This window comes from Vibrio sp. BS-M-Sm-2 (genome assembly GCF_041504345.1).
Lineage (GTDB): Bacteria > Pseudomonadota > Gammaproteobacteria > Enterobacterales > Vibrionaceae > Vibrio > Vibrio satsumensis.
Genome location: NZ_CP167895.1, coordinates 1006827 through 1031702 on the forward strand (window position 1 = coordinate 1006827; position 24876 = coordinate 1031702).

The following is a 24876-nucleotide window of genomic DNA, read 5'->3' on the forward strand; positions in this document are numbered from 1 at the left end:
GCATAAATATAAAAGGAAGTGTAATGCATTCAAAATTCTTACTCTCTTCTTGCTTACTAATGAGTGGGCTGTCTCAAGCAGCTTCATTAGAAGAGTCCGTGGCCTTTGCCATCGACTATAGTCCTGAGATATTGGCGCAATACTCCCGATATCAATCGGTGATAAGAGACGGTGACGCGGCGAGTGGTTTGTATATGCCGCAAGTTAATTTGTACGCAGCAGCAGGTTATGAAGAGACGCGCTACAACAGTGGTAGCAAACTCGACACTGATGATCGAGGCCTAACGCGAACGGAAATTGGCGTTAAAGTTTCTCAGTTACTATTCGATGGTTTTAAAACGACGTCGAATGTCGATCGACTGACGTTCGAAGCTGAAGCTGAACGATTGACCCTGATTTCTCGCGCTGAAAACGTATCGTTAGATGTAGTGAGAAATTATCTTGATATCCTTAAAGCAGAGACGCTGCTTGAGTTGTCTAAGCGCAACGTAAAAGAGCACCAAGAAATCTATCAAGATATCCAAGATAAAAAGAGCAAAGGCTTGAGTAGTAACTCGGATTTGGCTCAGATCTCCGCCCGTGTTGCCACAGCACAGTCCTCACTTATTGCCGCTCAGAACAACCTTTTTGATTTGCAAACACAGTACCTACGCTTGGTTGGTAAACCTGCGGTGAACTTGGTTTATCCTCGTTTTGATTACGCTTTATTGCCAAGCTCAGCACAAGTCGCACTTGAACAGGCTGTCGAGAATCACCCAGAAATCAAGGCATCTTTGCTTGATATCGACGCGGCTCGTAAAGAGATGCGCCGTGAGAAGGGAGATTACTACCCAGAGCTTAAACTTGAGCTTCATGCTAACAAGAATGACAACGTATCTAACCCTCCAGGTGGTGTCGATGAAGATGCTCGACTGATGTTGACGATGGATTATGACCTGTTTAATGGCTTCTCTACCGATTCCAGAGTTGAATCATCGGCTTGGCGAGTTGAAGAAGCAAGAGCGATACGACTACGAACGGAGCGTGAGGTTAGAGAAGGTACACAACTGGCTTGGAACGCATACAAAATGCTAGAACAGCAAAAATCCCTACTTCAACAGAACGTTGATGCAGCGAAAATTGCAGAGCTCGGCTATATCCAACAATTTAATGTTGGTAGACGAAGCCTACTCGATGTACTTGATGCGAAGGTCGAGGTGTTCTTGGCTCGAAGAAACTTCATTAGCACTGAATATGATCAAACGTTAGCGGCTTATCGAGTATTGAATGCGATGGGCATGTTGACGTATGCGTTAAGGATTGAACATCCAGAAGAGTGGCAAGGGGAGAACAAGTAATGAGACATTTTAAACTAGCGCTACTTAGCTCTATCTTGCTGATGGGATGTGCAGAAACGCCTGATACGACCATGACACGCCATCAAATTGATGACTTAGCGGATAATGACCGCGATGGTGTGATTAATCAGCGAGATCTTTGTGCCGATACGCCAGAAGGTGTAGCGGTAGACATTAAAGGGTGTGCCAATTGGAAAATTGTCGAAGACGTTGAAGTATTAAGCGTGGCATTTGATTTTGATAAGTATGACCTTAAACCTGATCATACGGCTGTATTAAATGAGTTGGTGCGTTTACTAGGAGAGCAACCTGACGCCTCAATTACCTTGGTAGGTGATACCAGTTCTGAAGGTACAAACGTTTATAACAAAGCACTGGCCAAGAAAAGAACTGGCGTGATTCGAGACGCATTGATTGACAGAGGCGTTGATGGTGAGCGTATTTTCGAACAAGAGTTTACTCAGATCACTAGCCTAACTCAGCATCTTCACAAACGTAAGCGTAGAACGATTGCGGTGATTAAAACAGAAAGCATGGAAGTGAATCCATCTTGGAACATCTTCACTTCAGAAATGCAGCTCGATAGTAATAGCGATGTTGAGTCTAAAACGTCGATTGATCCAGTAGGAGGCCAGTAATGAAACGTCTATCTAATAAATCGGGCTTGCTGCTTGCTGCTGTACCTGCGTTGCTATCTGCATCGACATTAGCTAATGATGTCAGTGACATTGGTTTGGTCGCGATTGAGCCTAATATGCAGGGACTTTTTGAAGACCTGCTTGAGAGCCAAGAGATCGACTTAGAAATCTTGTTGAGTGACAGCGTCCCAGAACAGATGATCATGCAGCGCTCGCGTGTTGGTATCACTTCCAAAAAATGGACTGACAAAGAGATGGCTAGGTTTGACATGCGCTACGGTTATAGACCTACAGAGCTGATGTTTACCGCTGATGTGATTGCGATTCTGGCCAATGAGGAAAACCCTGCTACATCGATCACTGTTGCTGAACTCATCGATGTGTTTGGGTGTTCTAACGATCCTAAACACCCGAAATGGTTGGCTAGTAGTGATGCTCGTAATGGTGAAAGCCTAGATACTCACATGTTGCCTTTCGCCATTGATCATAACCTGAAGGGGCACACCACCTTCTCAAGTTGGGTTGAGTGTGAAACGGACGGGGAATACGCTCATACTCAATTTTTAGCGGATTTACCGCATCTTATAAATAAGATTGAAGATGAAGAAGCTGCTATTGGTTACACCGTATACTCTGATAAAATTTCTGATGTGAAATGGTTGAGTGTTGTCGATAACTTAGGGGTTAATTACGACCTTAACAAAGAGACAATCCTCTCTGGGCGTTACCCATTAGCGACTGTGTACTACATGTACTTGAACATCCCTGCACACCGTAAAGGGTTTACTGAGCAAGAGAAGTTCTTTATTGGTCTAACGCTTTCTGAAGACCATCAAGAGGTACTAAATCAGTACGGTTTCATCAGCTTACCACCAGAAGCGATTCAACGTAACAAAGTGAGATTGTCGCTTGAAGAACCTGCAATTGAAGGTGGATATAAGTAATGGGTACGACGTGTTGTAATCTTGCTGGCGGAGTGATATCCTTACTTTCGTAATGGTTCTCAACGTGACGGATTACGTTATTCGGTGATGAATTTATCTGCGGGCATGTATGCCCGTTTTTTTTCGCCTAAAGTTTGCGACTCGAGCAGTTGTTTGTCGATTGGTCACGTATAATGGATACTTCATATAGCGCTAAATAAGCCCAGTCGATGAAAATCTTTCAAGTTCTAATCTTGCCTTTAATGCTGTCCCTTAATGCTTTTGCATTTTCCGCACAAGCAACCGAAAGCTGGTGGCTAAGAACAGTATTTAACAGCAGCCCAAGCCTGCCGAATTCTCAAAACTATATTAACGATATCGACTTGATGGATTGTGGTGAGACCGAAGGCACTTTGTTGTGTAGTGACTTAACCCAATATTACGATCTGGACGTTTATGTTGAACTGGAGTTGGGGGACTCAAGCGTTGAAACAGTGCACTTAAACCTGCCATATTCGAACCTAAGTTACACAAAGCTTCAGGCGTACCTTCGCCAAGATGGCTTTGCTCTCAGTTCAATTCGTATTGGCGAAGATGAATTCGATGTTACTGCTCAACTCGAACGAGCTCGAAATGAAGGTGTTGGTTTCGATAAGGTGGATAAACAGCTGGTCGAATTTATCAACGCGCCACACGGTTCATCAGAGCAAATGAGTGTATGGAATGTTCCTAACTTATCTTCTCCTGGATCTTCCTCTCCTTGGATTCAGTTACATAGTGATGGTGACAACTTAACGGTTGAACTTAATCGCTTTTAATTGCTCAAATTTATAGATAGTTTCGTTATTTATTAGGCTAAACAAGCCTTTCAGGAGAACGGCTCGCGGGCAGACGGCAAGTTATAATTCATTTAAGTGTTCGTTTTTCTGGGGCTCTCACATTTTTAGTAAGCGTTTGCCTTTGCCATTTGTTATACGTTGAGCCTTCGGTAAAACGAGCTTAGGATACGTTCAGTATTGATAAAGGAGACAACCCATGGTTGCAAAAGTAACGATAGCGCCACAAGGCCCAGAACTTTCTGAGTTGGTGCAAGGATACTGGCGTATAGCAGAATGGGGTATGACCCCGCAACAACGCCTGACTTTCCTGAAGCAACACATTGATCTTGGTATCACAACGGTTGATCACGCGGATATTTACGGTAACTACCAATGTGAAAAGTTATTCGGTGAGGCATTGGCGCTTGAACCAAGCCTTCGTGATGATATTCAAATCGTCACCAAGTGCGATATTAATCTATGTGGTGACCACACTCCTGATCGTAAGATCAATCACTATGACACCAGTGCGCAGCATATTTACCAATCAGTAAATAACTCACTAGAGCGCTTAGGTGTTAACGATATCGACGTATTGTTGATTCACCGCCCAGACGTATTGATGGATGCAGATGAAGTAGCAGAAGCGTTCGCAGAGCTGCATAAGGTCGGTAAAGTTAAGCACTTTGGTGTTTCTAACTTTTCACCGCGTCAGTTCGAACTGCTTCAATCTCGCCTTGGTAAGCCATTAGTAACTAACCAAGTTGAAATCAACCCATTGAACTTCGAAGTGGCTCATGATGGCACACTAGATCAACTGCAGATGAACCGCATTCGCCCGATGGCGTGGTCTTGTCTTGGTGGTGGTAGTATCTTCAGTGGTGACTCAGCACAAGCGATTCGTGTTCGTGATGAGCTAGAAGCAATTCGCCAAGAAGTGAGTGCAGACAGCATTGATCAAGTGATCTACGCATGGGTACGCCGTTTACCATCTAACCCAATTGCCATTATTGGCTCAGGTAAGATTGAACGTGTGAAGACGGCTGTTGATGCGCTGAAAATCGAACTGACTCGCGAGCAATGGTATCGCGTATGGGTTGCATCCAAAGGCCACGGTGTGCCTTAGAAAGCAATTCGTATAGAAGCAAAAGCCAGCTAAGAAAGCTGGCTTTTTTGTGCTCGCCTAACATGTTTCTTCAAAACTGTGATTAAGGTGGAATAATTTTCAAAAACACTCATAATGCACTCTGTTTTTCACCAGTTGGATATTTCCATTGAGCACTTCAAAATTCTCTTCAATCGCCCTTAAGCCAGAGCTTCTAAATACGTTGGATTCTCTTGGTTATACTGAAATGACGCCGATCCAAGCGTTAAGTCTTCCTACTATCCTAAATGGCAAGGACGTTATTGGTCAGGGTAAAACGGGTTCAGGTAAAACAGCTGCTTTCGGTTTAGGCGTGCTGCAGAACCTACGCGTTAAGCGTTTCCGTGTTCAGTCTTTAGTGTTATGTCCGACTCGTGAGCTTGCAGACCAAGTAGCAAAAGAGATTCGTACTCTTGCTCGCGGTATTCACAATATTAAAGTGCTGACACTTTGTGGCGGTATGCCAATGGGCCCACAGATTGGTTCACTAGAGCATGGCGCACACATTCTTGTGGGCACACCTGGTCGTATTCTTGATCACCTAGAGAAAGGTCGTATTGATCTGTCTGAGCTGAACACACTTGTGTTAGATGAAGCTGACCGCATGCTAGAAATGGGCTTCCAAGACGCTTTGGATGCAGTGATTGAAGCAGCTCCAAAAGAACGCCAAACTCTGCTATTCAGTGCTACTTTCCCTAAACAAATCAAGTCTGTTGCAGACCGCATCATGCGTAACCCAGAAATGGTGAAGGTTGAATCAACACACGATCACTCAAGCATCCAACAACACTTCTACAAGTTAGAAGGCTCTGAAGCTCGTGATGACGCTCTAGAGTTGTTGTTACTTCATCACCAACCGGAATCTGCGGTTGTGTTCTGTAACACTAAGAAAGAAGTGCAAAACGTAAACGATGAGCTAAGTCACCGCGGTTTCAGTGTAATTGAGCTTCATGGCGACATGGAACAGCGTGAACGTGACCAAGCTTTGGTTCAGTTCTCAAACAAAACCATCTCGATTCTAGTAGCGACAGACGTTGCGGCTCGTGGTCTTGATGTTGATAACCTAGACGCAGTATTCAACTTTGAATTGTCTCGCGACCCTGAAGTTCACGTACACCGCATTGGTCGTACTGGCCGTGCAGGAAGCAAAGGCGTCGCTATCAGCTTCTTTAGCGAGAAAGAGATGTACCGTGTTGCTCAAATTGATGAGTACATGGATATGCCGATTGAGCCATCTGAGCTTCCAGCAAAACCTATTGCTAAGCCGTACTATTCAAACATGGTAACCATTCAGATTGATGGCGGTAAGAAAGCTAAGCTTCGAGCTGGTGATATTCTTGGTGCATTGACTGGTCAAGGTGGTATTGATGGTAAATCAGTAGGTAAGATCAACTTGTTCGCAATGCGCGCCTATGTTGCTGTAGAACGCTCTGTTGCTAAGAAAGCACTGAACAAGATCGAATCAGGTAAAATGAAGGGTCGTCAATTCCGCGCCCGAATCCTGAAGTAATTCGAGACTGAACCCCTTTGCTGCGATATGTCTAATTAATGGCATTGCAGTAAAGGGTGTTCAACAAAATGTCACTCAAGCTTCTTCTCTTAGGTTTATTGACCTAGTCCTCTATACTAAAGCATTATTCATCGGGTCTTATCGAATAAAGATCGTTGATATGTTTTCCTTCGCTAACATACCAATTCATCGCTTCCTGTCGATTGTGAACGAATATCGTGATTGTGGTTATTGAACCATCGTCAAAATAACAAAGCTCATATTCTAAATCGCTTGGGTGCTCAGGAATAGCGGCCATAGCTTGCCTCCCAAATAATCAATCATTTGAAAATACGCTGACCCGATTCTTTTATAGGGTCCGCACTACGTCAAATGAGTAATAAAAATCAAGTTATATCACTGCCGTTAATTATTTTTAGTTTAATCATTTGCCTAAATAGACGGTTTAGCAAGGTGAAGTCTCAATTTATCTTAAAGTTTTTACGATCAGCTGCTTTTATAGCTAATGTTATAAGATCAAGAGTGAATCTGATAAGGCTGTTTACAGGTTCGCTGATCAGTAAAGGGTTGTGAGAGGGTGTAATGAGAAAATGCCGTTGGTTAGTGATATTGGTGTGCTTTCTATTTGCTGGGTGTGGGACAAAATTCGCCTATAACAATATCAGTTGGTTTGCGGTGAGTTATATCGAAGACTTTGTTTCGTTATCTAATAGTCAAGAGTCCGAGCTAGAAGCACGTCTAGACTCATTGCAAGTCTGGCATAAAGAAACTCAACTTCCTCTATATATTTCGCAATTAGAAGTGATTCAAAGTATTGCTCGTGCCGATATGAATTCTGCCTTTATCGTTGACCAGAGCGAACAAATTAAAAATCATATTCGCGCTATCGTTAATAAGTTTGCCCCCGATGTTTACGCGTTAAGTATGCAACTGAGCCCTAAGCAAGATAGTGAGTTCTTACAAAACTTTAGAGAAAAGCAGCAAGACTATTACGAAGAAAGGTTGTCGTTGAATGACGAAGATTCCAGAGATCGATATCGAAATCGAATAGAAGAGAGGCTAGAACGATGGCTAGGATCGGTATCGAAAGAACAAAAACAGATTATTTTCACTTGGTCTCAAGAATGGGGAAATACCAACGATAGCTGGCGTCAATATCAAAATAATACCTACCAAGATCTCACAACACTGATGGGAAAGAAGAGTGATCTACATATCGCTCAGCCAATTATTATGAACTTGCTTCTGAATAATGAAGCTTATTATCCAGATGAATTGGAATCTAAGCTTAATAAAAATATGCAGACATCAGCCAAATTCTTGGTGGATATCGCCGCAATCAGTAGTGATAAGCAATGGTCTTATTTCATGAATGAATTAGAGAGTCTCAAATCTACACTGGTGACACTGCAGGAGTAGGGGACAAGTAAGTTTCGTTAATAACTAAAAAGGCTGATCGCGTTAAACTAATCAGCCTTTCAAACATTATCGTATGGTAAGGGTTTTAACCTCGATTACTCATCAACAGCTTTGCAATAGAGCCTTTAGCGGTCTTAGATATTTTCTGCATCAGTTGAAAGCTCGGTTGTTGAATACCGTGGTCGCTTTGTAGTTCATCAATCATCAATAACCACAGTCTAGCTGTCATTTCTGAATCGGCTAACGCTCTGTGGAAAGTACCGTCGTTGTCGATATTCTTGAAACGCACAAGGTCGCCTAACTTATGAGTCGGTGCGTCTTGAATTAGACGACGAGCAATCAGCATTGAGCATGCAAACTGTCCATTGTAATCGCGACCAATATTATCTAACTCTGCATCAAGAAAGCGCTTATCAAATGAGGCATTGTGAGCGACAAGTTGGCTGTCTTGAATGAAGTCTGCAAACTCATCCATCACTTCACTGCAACTGGCCGCTGTACTTAACATACGGTTACTGATTCCGGTATAACCTTCAATGAATCCACTAACACGAAACCCTGGGTTCATGAGTTGTTGGAAGGTGTCGACGACTTCGCCGTTAACGAGTTTCACCGCACCGATTTCAATCGCTCGGTCACCCATATTTGGTGATAAGCCTGTGGTTTCGAAATCGAGAACGATAACGGAGTCTGCGGAGTGTGTAGCCATCGTGTTTCCTAATTACTATTGGTTATATCGCTTTATATGAGGCGTTTGGTTCTGCTATCAGTGAAGCTATTGTGTGTTACTGCTGATAGTGAGCTCAGTGTAACCCGTCGTATCATCATGCTCTCTGCTGAAGGTCAAAGTATCGTAGTGGTGAACAATCAATTCAGCTGTGGTTGCGATGATCGTTCCCTCCAGCAAATGCCCGCCAATCACATCACCATTCTCATCAGCAACGGATATATGAACGTGCTGGTGGTTAGGCGTTAGCGTTGCCATTACAGATACGATTTCGAACGGAGCTTGAACTAGCTTGGTGTTGTTGGCATTAGCTAAGCGAATATTGAGTTGAGAAACACACCCGACACAAGATGCGATAGAGCCTGCAGAGATATTGTGCGCTGTCACTAGCCTCTGGATCTCAAGCTTTAGATCTTGTCCTCGGGTTAATCTCGTTGCGATAGGAGTAATCATCTCAATACCTCTGTTTTATCTTTATCTGTGTATCAAAGAACAAAACGAAGCCACATGGGGCTTCGTTTCATTTGTATTTTGGTTAACGCGACTCTCGCATTGTCTAAATTTGAAATTACTCAGGTTGCTGCAGGTCTCTTTTCTTTTTAGGCACGAAGTTCAATACAGAGATTGGCACTTCTTTACGTGGTTCGAAACCTTCAACTACACGTCGTTCAATCAAGTGACCAAGACGTTTTTCAATAATACATAGGTTCTTGAAGTTGTCTTTCGATAGGAAAGAGATCGCTTCACCAGACGCGTCCGCACGGCCTGTACGACCAATACGGTGAACATAGTCGTCCGCAGGGAATGGGATGTCGTAGTTAACTACGCGGCTTAGGTTATCGATATCGATACCACGAGCAGCAACCCCTGTTGCAACTAGATATTTTAGACGACCTTTTTTGAAATCAGCCAGAATCTTTTCACGAATCGCTTGGCTACGTCCACTGTGGAAAGCTTCCGCTTCGATACCACGCTTTTCAAGTTGAGCAACCAACTTAGCCGCGCCGTGCTTAGTCTCGATAAAGATAAGCGCTTGGTCCCACTCACCGTCAGTGATCATGTGGCTTAATAGCGCAGACTTACGGTCTTTATCTACAGTAACAAGCCATTGTTCGATGTTTGCTTTAGAAGCGTCAGTTTTGGCAATTGAAATCTCTTCCGCTTCACTGATTGCGCTTTTCGCTAGCGCACGAACTGGCGTTGATAGCGTTGCTGAGAACAACAGGTTTTGAATGTTTTGTGGCAAACGTGCGATGATCTTGTTGATGTCTTCGATGAAACCCATGTCTAGCATGCGGTCAGCTTCATCAAGAACCAGTACTTCGACTTCATCAAAGTGAACGGCACGTTGTCCGTACATATCGATCAAACGACCTGGTGTTGCCACAAGAATATCGACGCCTTCAATAAGACGATCTTTCTGGTGTTGGTAAGAGACGCCACCGTACATCGCTAATGATGTTAGGTTTAGGAACTTCGCGTACTTAGTAATGTTCTGCTCAACCTGAATCGCAAGTTCACGAGTTGGTGTCAGAATAACAGCACGAATACGTTTTTTACGTTGTGTTTCACCTTTACTTAGCATTTCTAAGGTAGGGAGAACAAAGCTCGCAGTTTTACCTGTACCTGTTTGTGCAGCAGCAATAAGGTTCTTACCAGAAAGCACAATCGGAATTGCTTTTTCTTGAATAGAGGTTGGCTTTTCATAGCCTTGTTTTGCAACGGCTTTAACAATAGGTGAGCTTAATCCAAGCTTGGAAAATGGCATAAGTTTCTCGGTATGATTTGGCTAAATAGCGATGGAAAGGTTCAACAATCTTATACAAGGATAAGATTAATGGCGGCATTCTACCATGTTGCTTGTGTACTACTAGGGCATGTTGATCTTTCGAGCTGATTTTTGCAGCGAGTTGCTGGGTATTTATACAAGGCAGAGGCTTTGATGTGTAGCTAGCCTACATGAGAAGCCGATAACGCAGTAGAAATGACCAGTAAACGCTGCCCGAAGGGTTCGGCTAAAAGCGTTTTACTCTTTGTTGGGGGAGATTTGCTTAGAATGACTAGGCTACTTCCCCCTCGCCGCGATTAAAACGCTTTTATCTCGAACAAAATTTAACCACGAAAGGTCAACACGCCCTAGAAACATAGACACTTTAGTTGGATAATACTGACTCAATAAGACGACGATAAGACAGGGAAGTATGGAAATTACGCCGAATGAACGCGAAGCAGTATATAAAACGATTTTTTCTCGCCGAGATGTTCGTGGACAGTTTCTCCCTGATGAGATCCCAGAAGACGTTCTGATGCGTGTGTTAACCGCCGCGCACCATGCGCCTAGTGTCGGTTTTATGCAGCCTTGGGACTTTGTCATTGTTCGTGATATCGAAACTAAGCAACAAATTAAAGCGGGCTTCAATCAAGCGCATGCTGAATCGGCAGAAATGTTTACCGATGAAAAACAGGCGATGTATAAACGCTTAAAGTTGGAAGGTATCGTTGAATCACCTATCGGTATCTGTGTAACTTGCGACCGTAATCGAACCGGAAAGGTTGTGCTAGGTAGAACCATCAAACAAGAGATGGACTTATACAGCACAGTCTGTGCGGTTCAAAACTTGTGGCTGGCGGCAAGGGCAGAAAATCTAGGGTTAGGCTGGGTGAGTATTCTCCACGATTCAGTACTGCGAGACGCACTCGATATCCCGGAAAACATCGATATTGTGGCCTACCTGTGTATTGGCTACGTTGATCATTTCAAAGATAAACCAGAACTTGAAACCATGGGGTGGCTACCAAGAAGAGACGTCAACTCAGCGATTCATGAAGGCAAGTGGAATGCAGAGCAAATAACGAATTCAGTGGAGGATTAATCTCCCATTTATTTTTATCACTGAATATGAACCATCATTGATTATTTTGTTTGCTAAAAGAGGTGTTTATAAATTAAGTTGGATCTTGATATTATTTATATCAACAGTTTCATAAAGCATATTTCAACTTGAACGAGTAAATAGACCTCCCATTTGGGTTACAGCTATTTTCGTTCCTCTAGACGCTTAATTCGGATATCCATTGAACGACGCTAACTTACGTAGACTTCAGCAGCTTATTGCAAAGTATGAATTAGGTGAAGAGTATCACCTAACGATCGATGCTCTAGAACACTCGCTATCGACTTCTCGTAGAAACACTTCGATCATTCTTAAATGCTTATCGAAATATCGCTGGATTTGTTGGATTCCTTCTAAAGGAAGAGGGAAACTTAGCCAATTTAGAATTTTGGTCAGCTTCCCCGAAGCGTTAGAACAAGTGTTAGCGCTTCAGTTAGAACAGGGGTGCTTTAACGTTATTCCCCGTCTTCTAGAAAGCTATGGTGATGCGGCAATAAAGGCACTGACGCTAGCGACTGAAAAACATAGTCTGTTCAATCAACAACATGATCATTTGCTGATCACTCAATATCCGTGGGTCGATAACCTTGAGCCAGCAAAAACATACCGAACTGCCGAACATCACATCTTAAGGAGTCTCTACAATACGTTACTCGTCCAAGATCATGAAGGAAATCCCCAAGCGAGCCTCGCGCACCATTGGGAGATGGAAGGGCGCTTTCTGCATTTTTGGTTGAGACCGAATGTGTTATTCCATGACGGTGAAAATTTAACGGCCAAAGATGTTGCTCAATGTTTGTTGCAGCTAAAAAATATCGAAGGGCCAGTACAGTCTTTATTTGATCAGGTCAGTGATGTTCAAGTTGTGGGTGATAAACAACTGATTATTGAGCTGACACACGCAAACCCGATGTTTATCTATGCGCTGTGTAGTGCACACGCGTCTATTTACCGTCGCAAGCGTAGCTATTTTGCTAGTGGACGCAGTGCCTATATCGGAACCGGCCCTTTCTCATTAGATGATTGGAGCGAAGAGCGCTTGGTTCTTAAACGTCACCGAGGTTACTTTGCTCAAAATGCCTTGTTAGAACAGATAACGCTCACCGACATCGAAGGCTTAAATGATCATACCCTGAGTTTCAATAAACCGGACATTGCGGAAGAAACTATGATTAATGCACTTTCGTATCTTGCAGTTAATCGTAGAGAAAACTCAGGCATTACCCCCGAAGACTTAGACAGCTTGGTATCATTTATCAAATCCAGTAGTAAGGAGTTTGATGCCGATATGGTGACGGATGACTTATCTTTCTCGCTTAGTGAACTAACCTGCAGTAATCCCATTCCTGTTTTGATGGGGAGGGTTGTTTTAACTCGACCTAAAATGACGATTCCTTTGCTTCAAGATATGGCAGACTGGCTTGAGCAAACTATCGCGAAGACAGGCGTGACTATTGAAGTCATTGAACTTAATAATATTAGTGATCCTAGCTTAATGAGTGAGCCGGCAGACTTGTTGTTTATCGAAGAGATTATTGAACAGCCAAAAGAGTACGGTCTTTATGATTGGTTGCTTGCCTCGTCTGGACTCAGATTTATTTTTAACAGTGCTCAGATGAAGGCGCATTGTGAGAGAGTTCGCTCTGCTGTAAGTAGTGATAGTCCAATTGACGAGTTGAGACAAATTGAACAGTCGCTCTATCAACAGAAGTTACTTTGCCCGTTATTTCACGGTAAAGAGAAGGTATCTAACAGTGTTGAAGTTCATGGTGTAGAGATAAATCAAACTGGCTATAGTGATTTTTATAAGCTTTGGATATCTTCAAGCGAGGGGTAATTAATCCACCTTTGAGTTTATGTCTTTCCCCCCTAATTTCTCGCTCATAATGAAAACATGCATGAATTGCCTATCACCCTTTCATGTTTCTTTTGAACACCAATCGTTACTATGACTCAGCATGACTATCAAAGTCATTCTCGGTCATCCCCCAATGACACCCCTACTCATAAATCTATTTCATTAGGATCTAATCGAATGAAACTTAAGCTTATTTCTATCGCACTTATCGCTGGTGGCCTCACGGCTTGTGGCGGAGGTGGCGGTGGTAGCAGCAGTAACAATACGCCAGCACCTCAAACGAAAACCTTACAAGGTGTGGCTATCGATGGTTATATCTCAGGGGCGACTGCGTTTTTAGACATCAACTATAACGGTGTGTTAGATGAAGGTGAGCCTAGTAGTATCACGGACGATGAAGGGAGCTATGAACTATCTTTAACGGGCTCTAATTCAGACTGTATGGATTATGCCCCAATCGTAGTAAATGTGCCTGTCGGCGCCATTGATGCGGATAACCCCAACACGCCGATTACTGAACCTTATCAGCTAGTATTTCCGCCTGTCATGACGGTAAGTTCCGATCAAGAAATTAAGTCTACAACACCACTGACAACCGTTCTATGGAATGAAATTCAAGCCGACTTGTATAAAGGTGGCTTAAACAGTTGCTCTGCCTTAAAGCAAGCCGTGAACACCCAAAATAGCGTTATCCAAAATGTGAAAGAGCATGACTTCCGAATTGCGAACCGATACAACATCGCAGTGGAAGATTTGTATGGTGATTTCGTTAAGAATCAAAATACCGAGCTCTATGAGTTAGCGCAGAAAATGATGCCAGCTATTAAAAAGTCGTATCAAGAGACGAAAGATATTCAAAAAGAGAACCCAAAAGCTCAGCAAGCTTATGTTGATTATTACTGGGAGCATTGGGATTACACTAAGAAGAACGAAATTAATAAGTGGTATAAAGTTAAAACAGTGATGACTGCTGACAAGCTGATTGTTATTGAACATGAAGTGTCCGCTGATTTGCAGACCGAACTGGCGTTAAATAAGCATATTGAGCGTAATAGCCAAAAGAAAAATGGTTTGGAATATGACAAAGAAGCTTGGTTCTCATTGGATAGTGATGGAACGGAATATTCATGTTCGGTGCAAGAGACGATCAAGCAACAGGTTTTGCCTAACTCACTCGCGACCTTTGGTGTGTTGAACCGTGGTTGGTCTAAACAACCTGATTGGGACAGTTGTTCACGTCAAAATGTCGGTGCTGGATTCATGCAAACCTTGTCGGCAGATCTTGTCGGTGACTACAAAGATCAGTTTACCCAAGTACAAGCGAAATTTAATTTTGAGAATAACGCACCACATCCAGAGTGGGTTAATCTAGGCGATTCATTGGATAGTGTGTCGCGCAGCGACTTTGATACGCTCAACTACCTATCGGTAGATTTTAATGACAACAGTTCCTATGGTTCTGACAGCTGGAACAGACATAAGTATGCGTACATTGAAAATACGCCGTTTGATTATACTCAAACGATAACGTCTAGATATTCTCAAGGTAACTGGACTAAAGGTTATTACTACCAGAATGGGACAAGTCGATTTGAGTGTTCAGATGATGGTGTGAATTGGTCAAAAGAGACTTGTAAGTAACGCTGACGAAATCGTTACTTAATAACTCTAGATACCTTAATGCAATAAAAAATCCAGTGTCTACAAGACACTGGATTTTTAGTTTTGCTGACCGTTATATGGCTTCGTTTTATTGAAAGCGCTTAAGCTATCTCTATTTTCTCAGCTTGGTTCTGCTCTACCATTGATAGCGCTAGCGCTTCTGCAGCCTTAATACCATCGATACCAGCAGACAGGATACCGCCTGCGTAGCCTGCACCTTCACCTGCAGGGAAGAAGCCCTTAAGGTTGATGCTTTGGAAGTCTTTGCCACGTTTGATACATACAGGAGAAGACGTGCGAGTTTCAACACCGGTTAGTAGGCCGTCTGGCGTAGAGAAACCTTTGATCTTCTTCTCGAACGCAGGGATTGCTTCACGAATCGCTTCGATAGCAAAATCAGGCAGCGCTTTTGAAATATCAGTCAGGTGGATACCCGGTGTGAACGACGGTTGTACTTCACCGATTGCACTTGGATCGCGACCTTTCAAGAAGTCACCGATTTTCTGAGCAGGGGCATCGTAGTTTTCGCCACCAAGAACGTAAGCTCCGCTTTCTAGTTCACGTTGTAAACGGATACCAGCCAAAGCATCACCTGGGTAATCGCGTTCTGGGTCGATACCAACAACGATTGCGCTGTTTGCGTTACGTTCTGCACGAGAGTATTGGCTCATGCCGTTAGTTACTACGCGGCCTTCTTCAGACGTTGCAGCTACTACAGTACCACCTGGGCACATACAGAAGCTGTATACAGTGCGGCCATTCTTACAGTGGTGAACCAGTTTGTAGTCTGCGGCACCTAGAATTGGGTTGCCTGCGTTCTTACCGAAACGAGCTTCATCGATCATCGATTGCTTGTGTTCGATGCGGAAACCAACAGAGAAAGGCTTCGCTTCCATGTAAACGCCACGATCGTACAGCATTTCAAACGTATCTCGGGCACTGTGACCAACAGCCAGTACAACGTGGCGAGATTTGATCTCTTCACCGTTAGAAAGCGTTAAGCCAGTGATTTGCCCATCTTCCATATGAAGGTCATCTACGCGAGTGCTGAAGCGAATTTCGCCACCTAACTCGATAATAGATGCACGCATTTTCTCGATCATGGTAACCAGTTTGAAGGTGCCGATGTGCGGCTTACTTACGTATAGGATCTCTTCTGGTGCACCAGCTGCAACGAACTCTTCGATTACTTTACGGCCGTAGTGTTTTGGATCTTTCACTTGGCTGTAAAGCTTACCGTCAGAGAAGGTACCTGCGCCGCCTTCACCAAACTGAACGTTTGATTCTGTGTTCAGTGTGCGCTTACGCCAGAAACCAAAGGTATCTTTAGTACGTTCACGAACTTCTTTACCACGCTCAACGATGATTGGGTTGAAGCCCATTTGAGCAAGCACTAGGCCAGCGAACAAACCACAAGGGCCAAAGCCGATAACCACAGGGCGTTCAGTTTGGTTTTCAACGGCTTTAGCAACAAACTTGTACTCCATATCAGGAGTTACTTTTACGTGCGGGTCGCTGATGAATTGTTCCAACAACTCAACTTCGTTTTCAACGAGAACGTCAAGCGTGTAGATAAGTAAGATCTTTGATTTCTTACGAGCATCGTAGCCACGTTTAAAGATATTAAAAGAGAGTACCTGATCAGAGTTAATACCAAGTTTCGCTTCAATAGCGTCTTGAATAGCAGACTCTTCATGGTCTAGTGGGAGTTTAATTTCGGTTAAACGTATCATTTCGATGTCTCGTTTTTATAGGTGTCTTAGCTAGTTCGTTTCTTTATACAGAGTTTGATGAAAACGCTGATGTTGAAAGAAGCGATAAGCTCACAATGGCGCGCATTTTACGAGAAATTGATTTATCTGTCATACTAATTTGGAAACATGGAGCAAATAGACACGATATTAGAGCCGTATGATGTTGAATTTTGCTTTGGGATGAGTATTATCCCCATTCTTCAATTTTGACTAACTTATAGAGCAGAGCATCATGGCATTTGTCGTAGGCGATAATTGTATTCAATGTAAATACACAGACTGTGTGGCAGTGTGCCCCGCAGATGCGTTCCATGAAGGCCCAAATTTCATGGTAATCAACCCAATCGAATGTATTGATTGTGGTTTATGTGTACCTGAATGTGATGCTCAAGCTATCTTCCAAGAAGATGAGCTACCAGAAGATCAAAAAATCTTTATCGAAGTGAACGCAGAGCTTGCCGAAATCTGGCCGGTACAAACGGAAGTAAAAGCACCAATGGATGACGCTGAGAAGTGGAATGGTGTCGCTGATAAGTTGGCAATGCTAGAAAAGTAATTGTTGAAAAGAACTTAAATAAAAAGGCGTACTGATTTAATCAATACGCCTTTTTTAATATTTGAACATTGTCGACTGGATCGTTAGCTTATGAGACCTAGCTGTGCTGACGACGCATGTTGTCGAGAATGATGCCAGTCGCCATTGCAACGTTCAAAGACTCTGCGCCACCGAATGCTGGAATCGTAATCTTATCTGTCACGTATTTAGCGGCGTGTTCACGAATACCGTGAGACTCGCTGCCCATCAGCAAAATGCCATTTGCAGTGAAGTCAGTCTTATGAACACTTTCGCCTTCCAAAAATGCACCGTAAACCGGTAGATTCGCTTGCTCTAAGTAAGCTGGTAAGTCAGTTTGACTTACGTGTACTCGGCCAAAGCTGCCCATAGTCGCGCTGATAGTTTTAGGGTTGTATGGGTCTGCGCAATCACTGCTCGCAACGATATGCTTGATGCCATACCAGTCTGCTACGCGAATAATCGTACCTAGGTTGCCAGGGTCTGAAACGCCATCAAGTGCAATCATCAGTCCTGTCGCTTCTGGTAGTTCAAACGTTGGGATCTCAACAACCGCAATCGCTGCATTGTTACTTACCAAAGTGCTCGCCTTGGTTAGGTCATCCAGTGAGGCTTCAACACAATCAAACTCAATCAGTGATGCGTGATTTTCAGATAAGAAATCAGCGGTAGCAAAGACGTTCTTCACGACTAAGTCACTATTGAACAGCTCAAGAACGTTCTTTTCACCTTGAACTAGAAATAGGCCGTGGGCTTTACGTTGTTTCTTTTGGCCCAAAGCACGAAGGAGTTTTAATTGGTTTTTTGAAATCATGTTTTTATCCTAGATATAAGCTCGCGCATTATAGAGCAAAGGTTGGGTAACCAAAAGCGTGATGACTCAATGCGATCCACATAAAAAGCAAAAGCAACTCACTTAAAAAAGAAAAACGCACTAAATAGCGCGCTCTTATGGGGATTTACTTACCTAAGTCTCGCTGAACTGACAGCTTAATACGGAGCAGGATAGCGCTTAAAGATGGTATTGATATCGGTAAGGATCTCTTTTGATAACGGTTTACTGAAAGCGGCAACGTTCTCTTTTAGCTGCTCCATAGTGGTTGCACCAATGATGGTGGACGTCACCCCATCAACTTGATTACACCAAGCCAATGCCAGTTGGCTCGGAGTAAATCCATGAGCATTCGCCACTTCAACATAGCCTTTCACCGCTTCATTGGCAGACTCGGTGTCGCGGAAAATGCCTTTACGTTGCATGTAAGTCCAACGGCTGCCTTCCGGTCTTGCGCCATCGATGTACTTTCCACTCAACATGCCTGCAGCCAAAGGCGACCATGGTAGGTAAGCGACATCTTCATGCACACAATTTTCAATCAGATATGGCCAGTCTTTTGCGTGCAGCAAGCTAAATTCATTCTGAATCGAAACCATACGTGGCAAATCGTGTTTTTCGCTCAGCTTGAGGTAAGTGTTAATGCCCCAAGTGGAATCATCTGAAAGCCCAACATGGCGGATTTTACCCGCCTTAATGCAGCTTGCCAGTGCTTGTAGAATTTCCAACATCTCAGCTTCATGCTGTTTTCGGTCAATATCACTGAATCGAATGTGATTTGGGAAATGTTTACCAAAGTGTGGCGTTGTGCGATTTGGCCAGTGAAGTTGGTAAAGGTCGATATAGTCTGTTTGTAGGCGTTTTAATGATGCATCAACTGCTGCGATCACCGCTTCACCAGTTATAGGGCCTCCATCTCGAACCCAAGGTAGCCCTGGTCCCGCAATTTTGCTCGCAATGAGCAACTCTTGGCGACGCTGTGGATTACGTGATAACCAGTTACCAATGATCGCTTCTGTTTTGCCGTAGGTATCTGGAGAAGGTGGAACCGCGTACATTTCTGCTGTATCGATAAAGTTAATACCTTGGCTTAATGCGTATTCGATCTGTTGGTCGGCTTGCTGTTGCGTATTTTGCAGCCCCCAAGTCATGCTACCAAGACAGATACGGGAAACGGGAATTTGACTACTTCCTAGTTTTGAATATTCCATTGAATTCGGGATTCCTGTGGTTAGGTTCTCTGGTACTCGCATTATAGTTTTGAAAAGAGGGCGAGTGAGGAATGAAAACGAATATGAATTATTAGCACAAAATGACACGACAAGGTATGGCATCGGGGAGTTTAGTGAGTCGTTTCTCGGCGTCGTAAGCTAACGTGTCCAATGTGTGAAAATACATTCGGGAGAAATTATGAGCCGAACGGTGAGCGAGAAGTGAAGAACAAGAAGCAATGAGCGAAGGATTAATCGTCAACTTTTTTGGGGCTGGGGGATGAAAATATATCAAGAATAAAAAAGCTCTACAGGATAGAGCGTAGAGCTTTTTTATAGGGGTCTTAATAGTGCTAGGTATTCATTGAGTTACGAGGTCGCGTTGGTATCGAACCCACCCTGGGTCTGCGCCTGTCTTAGAGCTTCCTGCCTTTGAACTTCTTTCTCAGTTAATACTGGTTGAAGTGTTTCCTCAGAGGCTTGAGGAGAGAAAATGAAATATTTATTAATCGTCATAACAGTGTCTCCGTGTAACGTATGACAGATTTTGCATCAAAGATAAACTGTGATCATCATCCACTTTGTACTTTTTTTGGGCTGAGAGCGAAGGGCGTAGAATGCGTACAAAGCGATCACTTATCATCCGTATGCAATATTGGAACTGACGAAACCCTCTGTTTTTAAGTATAGGAAGCTACTCTAATTTCGCACAATAATGATTTAGAGCAATTACATAGATGGTCAGGGGCGTAAGATGAAAAACCTCGCTACTGACTCTGCGTACGTATTTATTTAACAATACATCGTCTATCTACATAATAATTAGGTCAGTAAATCAATTACTTAATCCATGGTGAGATGAATTATGGAAAAGCTAGTAGAACGTTTTCTGAATTACGTTACTTTTGATACCAAATCCAATCCTTCTAATCAGCAGTGCCCAAGTTCACCGGGTCAAATTACCTTTGCTGAAGCCTTAAAGTCAGAATTGATCGCATTAGAGTTAGTGGATGTGTCTCTAGATGAAAATGGATATTTGATGGCAAAACTTCCGTCGAACGTCGATTATCCTGTGCCGGCTATTGGTTTTGTGGCGCACATGGATACCGCTCCTGATGCATCAGGTGCCAACGTGAAACCACAAGTGATTAAAGATTACCGAGGTGGAACGATTGAATTAGGTGAAAGTGGCGAGAGTTTGAACCCAAGCCAATACCCAGACCTGGATAGTTTGCATGGTCATGATCTTATCACTACTGATGGCACGACTCTGCTTGGTGCCGACAACAAAGCGGGCATCGCTGAAATCATCAGCGCGATTGCTTACCTGAAAGCGAATCCTGACATCAAACACGGCGATATTTGTATTGGTTTTACGCCAGATGAAGAGATTGGGCGTGGTGCGAACCTGTTTGATGTTGAGAAGTTTGGTGCTGAATGGGCGTATACCATTGATGGCGGCCCAGTCGGTGAGTTGGAGTTTGAGAACTTTAATGCCACAAGTGCTGATGTTATCTGCCACGGCGTAAACGTTCACCCAGGTACCGCAAAAGGTAAAATGGTGAACTCGATGAACATTGCGGCGCAATTCCAACTGATGATGCCTGCGCAAGAAACACCAGAGTGCACAGAAGGTTATGAAGGTTTCTACCACCTGAAGTCGGCTGAAATGGGCGTGGCTCGATCTGAGTTAGGTTACATCATTCGTGATTTTGAACGTGAGGGTGTAGAAGCGCGTAAGGCATTCATGCAACAGAAAGTGGATGAACTGAATGAGCGCCTTGAGAAAGGCCATGTTGAGTTGATGCTTACCGATAGCTACTTCAATATGAAAGAGATGGTTGAACCTCATCAGCATATTATTGAGTTGGCTAAGCAAGCGATGATTGAGTGCGACGTTGAGCCTATGATCAAACCTATCCGCGGTGGTACTGACGGCGCTCGCTTATCTTTCATGGGACTACCGTGTCCGAATATCTTTACTGGTGGCTACAACTTCCACGGTATTCATGAGTTCATCACCATTCAAGGCATGGAGCAAGCGGTAAAAGTAATTGTCGAATTGTCTCAACGTACGGCAACTCATTACCAAAAATAGAACATTAGAGCGTTATATCTCTTTGTATTTTTGAGAGTATTCAATAATACTCTCTTTAAGTATAAGGGAGTACGCGATGAAAAAGTTAGTTTTACTTTGCACCCACTTAGCCGTGGGTGCTGTTGGTTTTGGGCTTGGTGTTTATGCGCTACCTATTTTGATTGAGCCTGATTCTCCTTCCTCAAGTTCTGTCGAAGCGATCAGTCAGCAGGCTATCTACACAGGTGAGTTTACCAAAGACCGAGAAGACAGTGATTTCTTGCATTGGGGAGAAGGCATCGTCTCTGTATCTGAAAGTGCGATTGCTTTTGAGGGCGAACTGGCGCCGGGACCAGACTACAAGGTCTACCTCTCGCCTAAGTTTATTGAAACCGAACAAGCTTTTAATGACAGTAAGAACGAGTTACTCAGAGTTGGAGATGTGAAAACATTCGACCGTTTTATGGTTGAGCTTCCTGAAGGTATTGATCTTAATCGATTTAATACCGTTGTGATTTGGTGTGAAACTTTTGGCCAATTTATTACTTCTGCCCAGATAAAATGATAGCCTTAGCTAGGCTAGTACCAGAATGAACACGAGCGCTCCGGAGTTGAGCGCTTTTTCATAGCTCTGATATTAGCGGCTTTCTTGTAAAGCTAATCGTTGTAAAGCTAACTGTTGTAATGCTAAGGATTAAGTAATGGAAAAAGTGTGGCAAGTAATAGATTTCCTACTCGCTCATAAGTTTATTTTTAGTGCGTTGATTATCACTATTATTTTGATCATTCGCCGAATCACCTTGTCTCAAATAAGAGGTGATGTTGCTTTCCTTAGCGAAGACCAACGTAACTGGATGTCACGAACCAAAAACGGCACATTCGCGATTATTGTTGTGACGTTATTTGTGTTGTGGAAATCCGAAATCAGTGAGTTTGCACTGTCAGTTACGGCCATAGCGGTTGCTATAGTCGTCGCATCTAAAGAGATCATATTGTGCTTCACAGGTTCTATTCAGCGTGCGAGTTCTCGTTCATTTAGAATTGGTGATTGGATTGAGGTGGGTAAAATCAGCGGTGAGGTGATTGAGCACAATTTGATGGCGACTGTGATTCAAGAAATAGATTTGTATCATGGGCAATATCACTTCACTGGCAAGACTGCCACGCTACCCAATAGCATGTTCTTCACTTATCCGGTAAAGAACCTCAACTTCATGAAGCGCTATGTTTACCATAACTTTGTTGTGACGGTGAAAGACTTTGTAAACCTATACCCTATGGTGCCGGGTCTTATTGTGAAAATTGAAGAGCATTGCGAAGAGTTTATCGATGTTGCCCGCCGTTATAACGGAGTGATCGAAAAGCACGCTGGTGTTGACCTTCCTGGTTCTGAGCCTCACATCCATATCACGAGCAGTTCGACGGGTGAGCAAGAAGTACATTTTATGATCTTCTGCCCGACCGAAAAAGCGATTCATTTAGAGCAAGACATTCGCAAGGACTTTATGGAAGCGTACGCGGAGGAGTTTCCAACGAGCTCTTAATTTGCTCATCGGTCTATTGCGACTAAGCTACAGCGTCCAAACTATAAGTCCAAAAAAGAAAGCCGAGAGCGATAATATCGACTCTCGGCTTTTTTGTTCTTGCTATCTAATAGCTTAATCTAGGTCAGCGAGTGGCAGCCAATCGACTTGCACGCCAGCTTGCTCAAACATATCTTGGCTAACTTTGATTTTATCACCCCAGCGAGAAAGGAAATCTTCACTTTGCTCTGGGCAATGTACTGCTGAAATTCCTGTTTGAATGATTTTTGCTGCACAGTTCGGACAAGGGAAGTGGGTTACCCATATTTCACAACTGTCCAAATCACGCTTAGCGAATAGAATCGCATTTTCTTCAGCGTGAAGTGTCTTTAGGTACTTCATCTCTCTGTCATCAGTATCCGCACTATCAGACACGCCATGTGGGTAGCCATTAAAGCCAACGGAAACAATACGGTTGTGCTTAGTGATTACGGCGCCGACTTGAGTTGAAGGATCTTTACTCCAAGAACCGACCAATTCCGCCATTTGATAGAAACGTTTAGCCCATTTTGAAATCATGAGAATTCCTTAACAATTAAATGTGAATGCTTATCTGTCTGACAATACATTATGTTAGACAATATCCATAGAGAACAAAAGCTGAGAGGTTGATTTACTTAGGAATTGTAGCGTGTTTGTAATCACTTTATAAGCACTTGGTTTCAATTAACATATTGATACACTTTGACTAGTTATAATTGATATTCCTCGGACAATGGTAACGAGTGTGTTACGTAAATTTTATGCTGTTCAAATACTAATAAGTGACGGTATAACCATGCGTAAAAAGTTGATCCTTACGGCTCTTGCAAGCTCTCTTATTCTTGCTGGATGTGGGCAAGATGCTCAAAATGCTAAGCAAGCGCCTTTACCTCTCGTAGCTGTACAGGATGTTAGCGTTGTTTCTCACCAGCAAAGTAAGTCGTACATCGGTCGTATTGAAGCCGTTGAAGACACGGCTATCACAGCGCAAGTTTCGGGCTATCTACAAAGCCGTCATTTCAATGAAGGTCAAATGGTCGAAAAGGGCCAGCTGCTATATTCCATTGAGCCATCTTCGTTTGAAGCTGAAGTTGCAAGCGCAAAAGCGTCTGTTGCTCAAGCAAACGCGAACCTTAAGAAAGCCGAGCTTGATTTTAACCGTGGTAAAAACCTACTTCCGAAAGGCAGTATTTCTCAATCAGAATTCGATGCATTAACGGCAAACTTATTAGGCTCTCAAGCACAGCTTGAAGCCAGCCAAGCTCAGTTAAACGCCGCGAATGTCCAACTTTCTCATACCAAAATTATCGCGCCTTTCTCTGGAAGAATCAGTGACACTAAAGTAAGTAAAGGTGATCTGGTTTCACCGTCTTCAGGTGTATTGACGACTTTGGTTAGCCTAGATCCAATTCATGCATCGTTCAGCATTAGTGAGCGTGAGCGTATTGAGCTGGGTATGGACCGTATTGAAGGTGACGGCAGCAGCGACTCTGCAGGTGTTGAAGTTCAGATTATGCTTGAGAATGGTGAAGCGTTTGAACACCTAGGTCAGCTCGATTTTTTGGGTAACCGTATCAATCTCAATACCGGTACGATCGCGATGCGCGCAATCGCTGATAATCCGAATCAACGATTACTTCCTGGTCAACACGTTCGTGTGGATCTACGTGAAAAGCAATCTATTGATGTTGTGACTATCCCACGCCGAGCAGTACAAACCGACCTAGAAGGCGACTTTGTGATGGTACTGGTTGAAGGTGAAGCGGCACCAGTTGCTGAGCGCAGAAACATCGAGATGGGTCGTCAGGTTGAAGGTGGTGTAATTGTTCATTCTGGATTAGAGAAGAACGACTCAGTCATCACTCAAGGCTTACAGCGTGTCCGTAATGGTATGTCCGTTCGCATTCAACCTTCTGCTGAACAAGCTGAGTAA

General features: G+C 43.4%; 24 protein-coding genes. 15 read left to right on the top strand and 9 right to left on the bottom strand.

Annotated features, from left to right (window positions below):
- Window positions 1–23: 23 nt before the first annotated feature.
- The 6 genes from AB8613_RS20465 (at window position 24) to dbpA (ending at window position 6370) form a co-directional block, all read left to right on the top strand.
- A complete protein-coding gene (locus tag AB8613_RS20465) occupies window positions 24–1337 on the top strand; it encodes a TolC family outer membrane protein (protein ID WP_285953750.1) in 1314 nt (437 codons plus the stop codon).
- Window positions 1337–1975 carry an OmpA family protein gene (locus AB8613_RS20470; RefSeq protein ID WP_146490893.1) on the top strand — a complete coding sequence of 213 codons (639 nt, stop codon included), beginning with the start codon at window positions 1337–1339 and terminating at the stop codon, window positions 1973–1975. Before AB8613_RS20465 ends, AB8613_RS20470 begins: the two co-directional genes overlap by 1 nt.
- Window positions 1975–2919 (top strand): PstS family phosphate ABC transporter substrate-binding protein, encoded by a 945-nt coding sequence (locus AB8613_RS20475; RefSeq protein ID WP_372384865.1) that lies wholly within the window; start codon window positions 1975–1977, stop codon window positions 2917–2919. The genes AB8613_RS20470 and AB8613_RS20475 overlap by 1 nt, the downstream gene beginning before the upstream one ends.
- 209 nt (window positions 2920–3128) lie before the next feature.
- The gene (locus AB8613_RS20480; RefSeq protein WP_146490891.1) at window positions 3129–3716 is read left to right on the top strand and encodes a hypothetical protein; all 588 of its coding nucleotides are present in this window, start codon (window positions 3129–3131) and stop codon (window positions 3714–3716) included.
- 217 nt (window positions 3717–3933) lie between these two features.
- Window positions 3934–4842, top strand: a complete 909-nt coding sequence (locus tag AB8613_RS20485; protein ID WP_372384866.1) for an aldo/keto reductase family oxidoreductase — start codon at window positions 3934–3936, stop codon at window positions 4840–4842.
- A 148-nt stretch (window positions 4843–4990) separates the two neighbouring features.
- Window positions 4991–6370, top strand: coding sequence for an ATP-dependent RNA helicase DbpA (gene dbpA / locus AB8613_RS20490; protein WP_017064348.1), 1380 nt, complete (start codon window positions 4991–4993; stop codon window positions 6368–6370).
- 124 nt (window positions 6371–6494) lie between these two features.
- Here the strand turns inward: dbpA and AB8613_RS20495 are convergent, their stop codons facing one another.
- On the bottom strand, window positions 6495–6668 hold the full coding sequence (locus AB8613_RS20495) for a hypothetical protein (RefSeq protein ID WP_017630126.1): 174 nt from the start codon (window positions 6666–6668) through the stop codon (window positions 6495–6497).
- Window positions 6669–6952: 284 nt separating this feature from the next.
- Here AB8613_RS20495 and AB8613_RS20500 point away from each other — a divergent pair, with 284 nt between their 5' ends.
- Window positions 6953–7789, top strand: a complete 837-nt coding sequence (locus tag AB8613_RS20500) for a DUF6279 family lipoprotein (protein WP_372384867.1) — start codon at window positions 6953–6955, stop codon at window positions 7787–7789.
- Between the two features lie 85 nt (window positions 7790–7874).
- Here AB8613_RS20500 and AB8613_RS20505 read toward each other — a convergent pair whose 3' ends face one another.
- The 3 genes from AB8613_RS20505 to AB8613_RS20515 form a co-directional block, all read right to left on the bottom strand.
- On the bottom strand, window positions 7875–8498 hold the full coding sequence (locus AB8613_RS20505) for a PolC-type DNA polymerase III (protein ID WP_285953746.1): 624 nt from the start codon (window positions 8496–8498) through the stop codon (window positions 7875–7877).
- 66 nt (window positions 8499–8564) lie between these two features.
- Window positions 8565–8969, bottom strand: a complete 405-nt coding sequence (locus AB8613_RS20510; protein WP_372384868.1) for a PPC domain-containing DNA-binding protein — start codon at window positions 8967–8969, stop codon at window positions 8565–8567.
- A gap of 115 nt (window positions 8970–9084) precedes the next feature.
- Window positions 9085–10284 (bottom strand): DEAD/DEAH box helicase, encoded by a 1200-nt coding sequence (locus tag AB8613_RS20515; RefSeq protein ID WP_372384869.1) that lies wholly within the window; start codon window positions 10282–10284, stop codon window positions 9085–9087.
- A gap of 433 nt (window positions 10285–10717) precedes the next feature.
- Here AB8613_RS20515 and bluB point away from each other — a divergent pair, with 433 nt between their 5' ends.
- The 3 genes from bluB (at window position 10718) to AB8613_RS20530 (ending at window position 14909) form a co-directional block, all read left to right on the top strand.
- Entirely contained in the window at window positions 10718–11389 is a 672-nt protein-coding gene (gene bluB, locus AB8613_RS20520) for a 5,6-dimethylbenzimidazole synthase (RefSeq protein WP_372384870.1), read from the top strand.
- 202 nt (window positions 11390–11591) lie between these two features.
- Window positions 11592–13247: an ABC transporter substrate-binding protein gene (locus tag AB8613_RS20525; protein ID WP_372384871.1), complete on the top strand. Its 1656-nt coding sequence runs from the start codon at window positions 11592–11594 to the stop codon at window positions 13245–13247.
- 198 nt (window positions 13248–13445) lie between these two features.
- Complete coding sequence (locus AB8613_RS20530) at window positions 13446–14909, top strand: hypothetical protein (protein WP_372384872.1); 1464 nt, start codon at window positions 13446–13448, stop codon at window positions 14907–14909.
- A 122-nt stretch (window positions 14910–15031) separates the two neighbouring features.
- Here the strand turns inward: AB8613_RS20530 and AB8613_RS20535 are convergent, their stop codons facing one another.
- Entirely contained in the window at window positions 15032–16663 is a 1632-nt protein-coding gene (locus tag AB8613_RS20535) for an NAD(P)/FAD-dependent oxidoreductase (protein WP_146490870.1), read from the bottom strand.
- A 253-nt stretch (window positions 16664–16916) separates the two neighbouring features.
- On the opposite strand from AB8613_RS20535, the gene fdxA reads away from it, so the two are divergent.
- A complete protein-coding gene (gene fdxA / locus AB8613_RS20540) occupies window positions 16917–17240 on the top strand; it encodes a ferredoxin FdxA (protein ID WP_010431058.1) in 324 nt (107 codons plus the stop codon).
- A 97-nt stretch (window positions 17241–17337) separates the two neighbouring features.
- On the opposite strand, the gene AB8613_RS20545 is transcribed toward fdxA, so the two are convergent.
- The 3 genes from AB8613_RS20545 to AB8613_RS20555 all read right to left on the bottom strand — a co-directional run bounded on the left by AB8613_RS20545 (window position 17338) and on the right by AB8613_RS20555 (window position 19817).
- Window positions 17338–18072 carry an RNA methyltransferase gene (locus tag AB8613_RS20545; RefSeq protein ID WP_065584752.1) on the bottom strand — a complete coding sequence of 245 codons (735 nt, stop codon included), beginning with the start codon at window positions 18070–18072 and terminating at the stop codon, window positions 17338–17340.
- Between the two features lie 176 nt (window positions 18073–18248).
- Window positions 18249–19301 (bottom strand): aldo/keto reductase, encoded by a 1053-nt coding sequence (locus tag AB8613_RS20550; RefSeq protein WP_371714155.1) that lies wholly within the window; start codon window positions 19299–19301, stop codon window positions 18249–18251.
- Between the two features lie 369 nt (window positions 19302–19670).
- Window positions 19671–19817, bottom strand: a complete 147-nt coding sequence (locus AB8613_RS20555; RefSeq protein WP_179946887.1) for a hypothetical protein — start codon at window positions 19815–19817, stop codon at window positions 19671–19673.
- A gap of 349 nt (window positions 19818–20166) precedes the next feature.
- On the opposite strand from AB8613_RS20555, the gene pepT reads away from it, so the two are divergent.
- The 3 genes from pepT to AB8613_RS20570 all read left to right on the top strand — a co-directional run bounded on the left by pepT (window position 20167) and on the right by AB8613_RS20570 (window position 22922).
- A complete protein-coding gene (pepT, locus tag AB8613_RS20560) occupies window positions 20167–21399 on the top strand; it encodes a peptidase T (protein WP_372384873.1) in 1233 nt (410 codons plus the stop codon).
- A gap of 76 nt (window positions 21400–21475) precedes the next feature.
- The gene (locus AB8613_RS20565) at window positions 21476–21943 is read left to right on the top strand and encodes a DM13 domain-containing protein (protein ID WP_146490867.1); all 468 of its coding nucleotides are present in this window, start codon (window positions 21476–21478) and stop codon (window positions 21941–21943) included.
- A gap of 136 nt (window positions 21944–22079) precedes the next feature.
- Window positions 22080–22922 (top strand): mechanosensitive ion channel family protein, encoded by an 843-nt coding sequence (locus tag AB8613_RS20570; RefSeq protein ID WP_372384874.1) that lies wholly within the window; start codon window positions 22080–22082, stop codon window positions 22920–22922.
- Between the two features lie 114 nt (window positions 22923–23036).
- Here the strand turns inward: AB8613_RS20570 and AB8613_RS20575 are convergent, their stop codons facing one another.
- Complete coding sequence (locus AB8613_RS20575) at window positions 23037–23480, bottom strand: dCMP deaminase family protein (protein WP_004737813.1); 444 nt, start codon at window positions 23478–23480, stop codon at window positions 23037–23039.
- A 259-nt stretch (window positions 23481–23739) separates the two neighbouring features.
- Here AB8613_RS20575 and AB8613_RS20580 point away from each other — a divergent pair, with 259 nt between their 5' ends.
- Window positions 23740–24876 carry an efflux RND transporter periplasmic adaptor subunit gene (locus AB8613_RS20580; protein WP_102393303.1) on the top strand — a complete coding sequence of 379 codons (1137 nt, stop codon included), beginning with the start codon at window positions 23740–23742 and terminating at the stop codon, window positions 24874–24876.

What these genes read in the sequence shown, in the direction of transcription:
- AB8613_RS20465 (WP_285953750.1), top strand. Translation starts at nt 24, where the DNA reads ATGCATTCAAAATTCTTACTCTCTTCTTGCTTACTAATGAGTGGGCTG.
- AB8613_RS20470 (WP_146490893.1), top strand. Translation starts at nt 1,337, where the DNA reads ATGAGACATTTTAAACTAGCGCTACTTAGCTCTATCTTGCTGATGGGA.
- AB8613_RS20475 (WP_372384865.1), top strand. Translation starts at nt 1,975, where the DNA reads ATGAAACGTCTATCTAATAAATCGGGCTTGCTGCTTGCTGCTGTACCT.
- AB8613_RS20480 (WP_146490891.1), top strand. Translation starts at nt 3,129, where the DNA reads ATGAAAATCTTTCAAGTTCTAATCTTGCCTTTAATGCTGTCCCTTAAT.
- AB8613_RS20485 (WP_372384866.1), top strand. Translation starts at nt 3,934, where the DNA reads ATGGTTGCAAAAGTAACGATAGCGCCACAAGGCCCAGAACTTTCTGAG.
- AB8613_RS20495 (WP_017630126.1), bottom strand. Translation starts at nt 6,668, where the DNA reads ATGGCCGCTATTCCTGAGCACCCAAGCGATTTAGAATATGAGCTTTGT.
- AB8613_RS20500 (WP_372384867.1), top strand. Translation starts at nt 6,953, where the DNA reads ATGAGAAAATGCCGTTGGTTAGTGATATTGGTGTGCTTTCTATTTGCT.
- AB8613_RS20505 (WP_285953746.1), bottom strand. Translation starts at nt 8,498, where the DNA reads ATGGCTACACACTCCGCAGACTCCGTTATCGTTCTCGATTTCGAAACC.
- AB8613_RS20510 (WP_372384868.1), bottom strand. Translation starts at nt 8,969, where the DNA reads ATGATTACTCCTATCGCAACGAGATTAACCCGAGGACAAGATCTAAAG.
- AB8613_RS20515 (WP_372384869.1), bottom strand. Translation starts at nt 10,284, where the DNA reads ATGCCATTTTCCAAGCTTGGATTAAGCTCACCTATTGTTAAAGCCGTT.
- bluB (WP_372384870.1), top strand. Translation starts at nt 10,718, where the DNA reads ATGGAAATTACGCCGAATGAACGCGAAGCAGTATATAAAACGATTTTT.
- AB8613_RS20530 (WP_372384872.1), top strand. Translation starts at nt 13,446, where the DNA reads ATGAAACTTAAGCTTATTTCTATCGCACTTATCGCTGGTGGCCTCACG.
- AB8613_RS20535 (WP_146490870.1), bottom strand. Translation starts at nt 16,663, where the DNA reads ATGATACGTTTAACCGAAATTAAACTCCCACTAGACCATGAAGAGTCT.
- fdxA (WP_010431058.1), top strand. Translation starts at nt 16,917, where the DNA reads ATGGCATTTGTCGTAGGCGATAATTGTATTCAATGTAAATACACAGAC.
- AB8613_RS20545 (WP_065584752.1), bottom strand. Translation starts at nt 18,072, where the DNA reads ATGATTTCAAAAAACCAATTAAAACTCCTTCGTGCTTTGGGCCAAAAG.
- AB8613_RS20550 (WP_371714155.1), bottom strand. Translation starts at nt 19,301, where the DNA reads ATGGAATATTCAAAACTAGGAAGTAGTCAAATTCCCGTTTCCCGTATC.
- AB8613_RS20555 (WP_179946887.1), bottom strand. Translation starts at nt 19,817, where the DNA reads ATGACGATTAATAAATATTTCATTTTCTCTCCTCAAGCCTCTGAGGAA.
- pepT (WP_372384873.1), top strand. Translation starts at nt 20,167, where the DNA reads ATGGAAAAGCTAGTAGAACGTTTTCTGAATTACGTTACTTTTGATACC.
- AB8613_RS20565 (WP_146490867.1), top strand. Translation starts at nt 21,476, where the DNA reads ATGAAAAAGTTAGTTTTACTTTGCACCCACTTAGCCGTGGGTGCTGTT.
- AB8613_RS20570 (WP_372384874.1), top strand. Translation starts at nt 22,080, where the DNA reads ATGGAAAAAGTGTGGCAAGTAATAGATTTCCTACTCGCTCATAAGTTT.
- AB8613_RS20575 (WP_004737813.1), bottom strand. Translation starts at nt 23,480, where the DNA reads ATGATTTCAAAATGGGCTAAACGTTTCTATCAAATGGCGGAATTGGTC.
- AB8613_RS20580 (WP_102393303.1), top strand. Translation starts at nt 23,740, where the DNA reads ATGCGTAAAAAGTTGATCCTTACGGCTCTTGCAAGCTCTCTTATTCTT.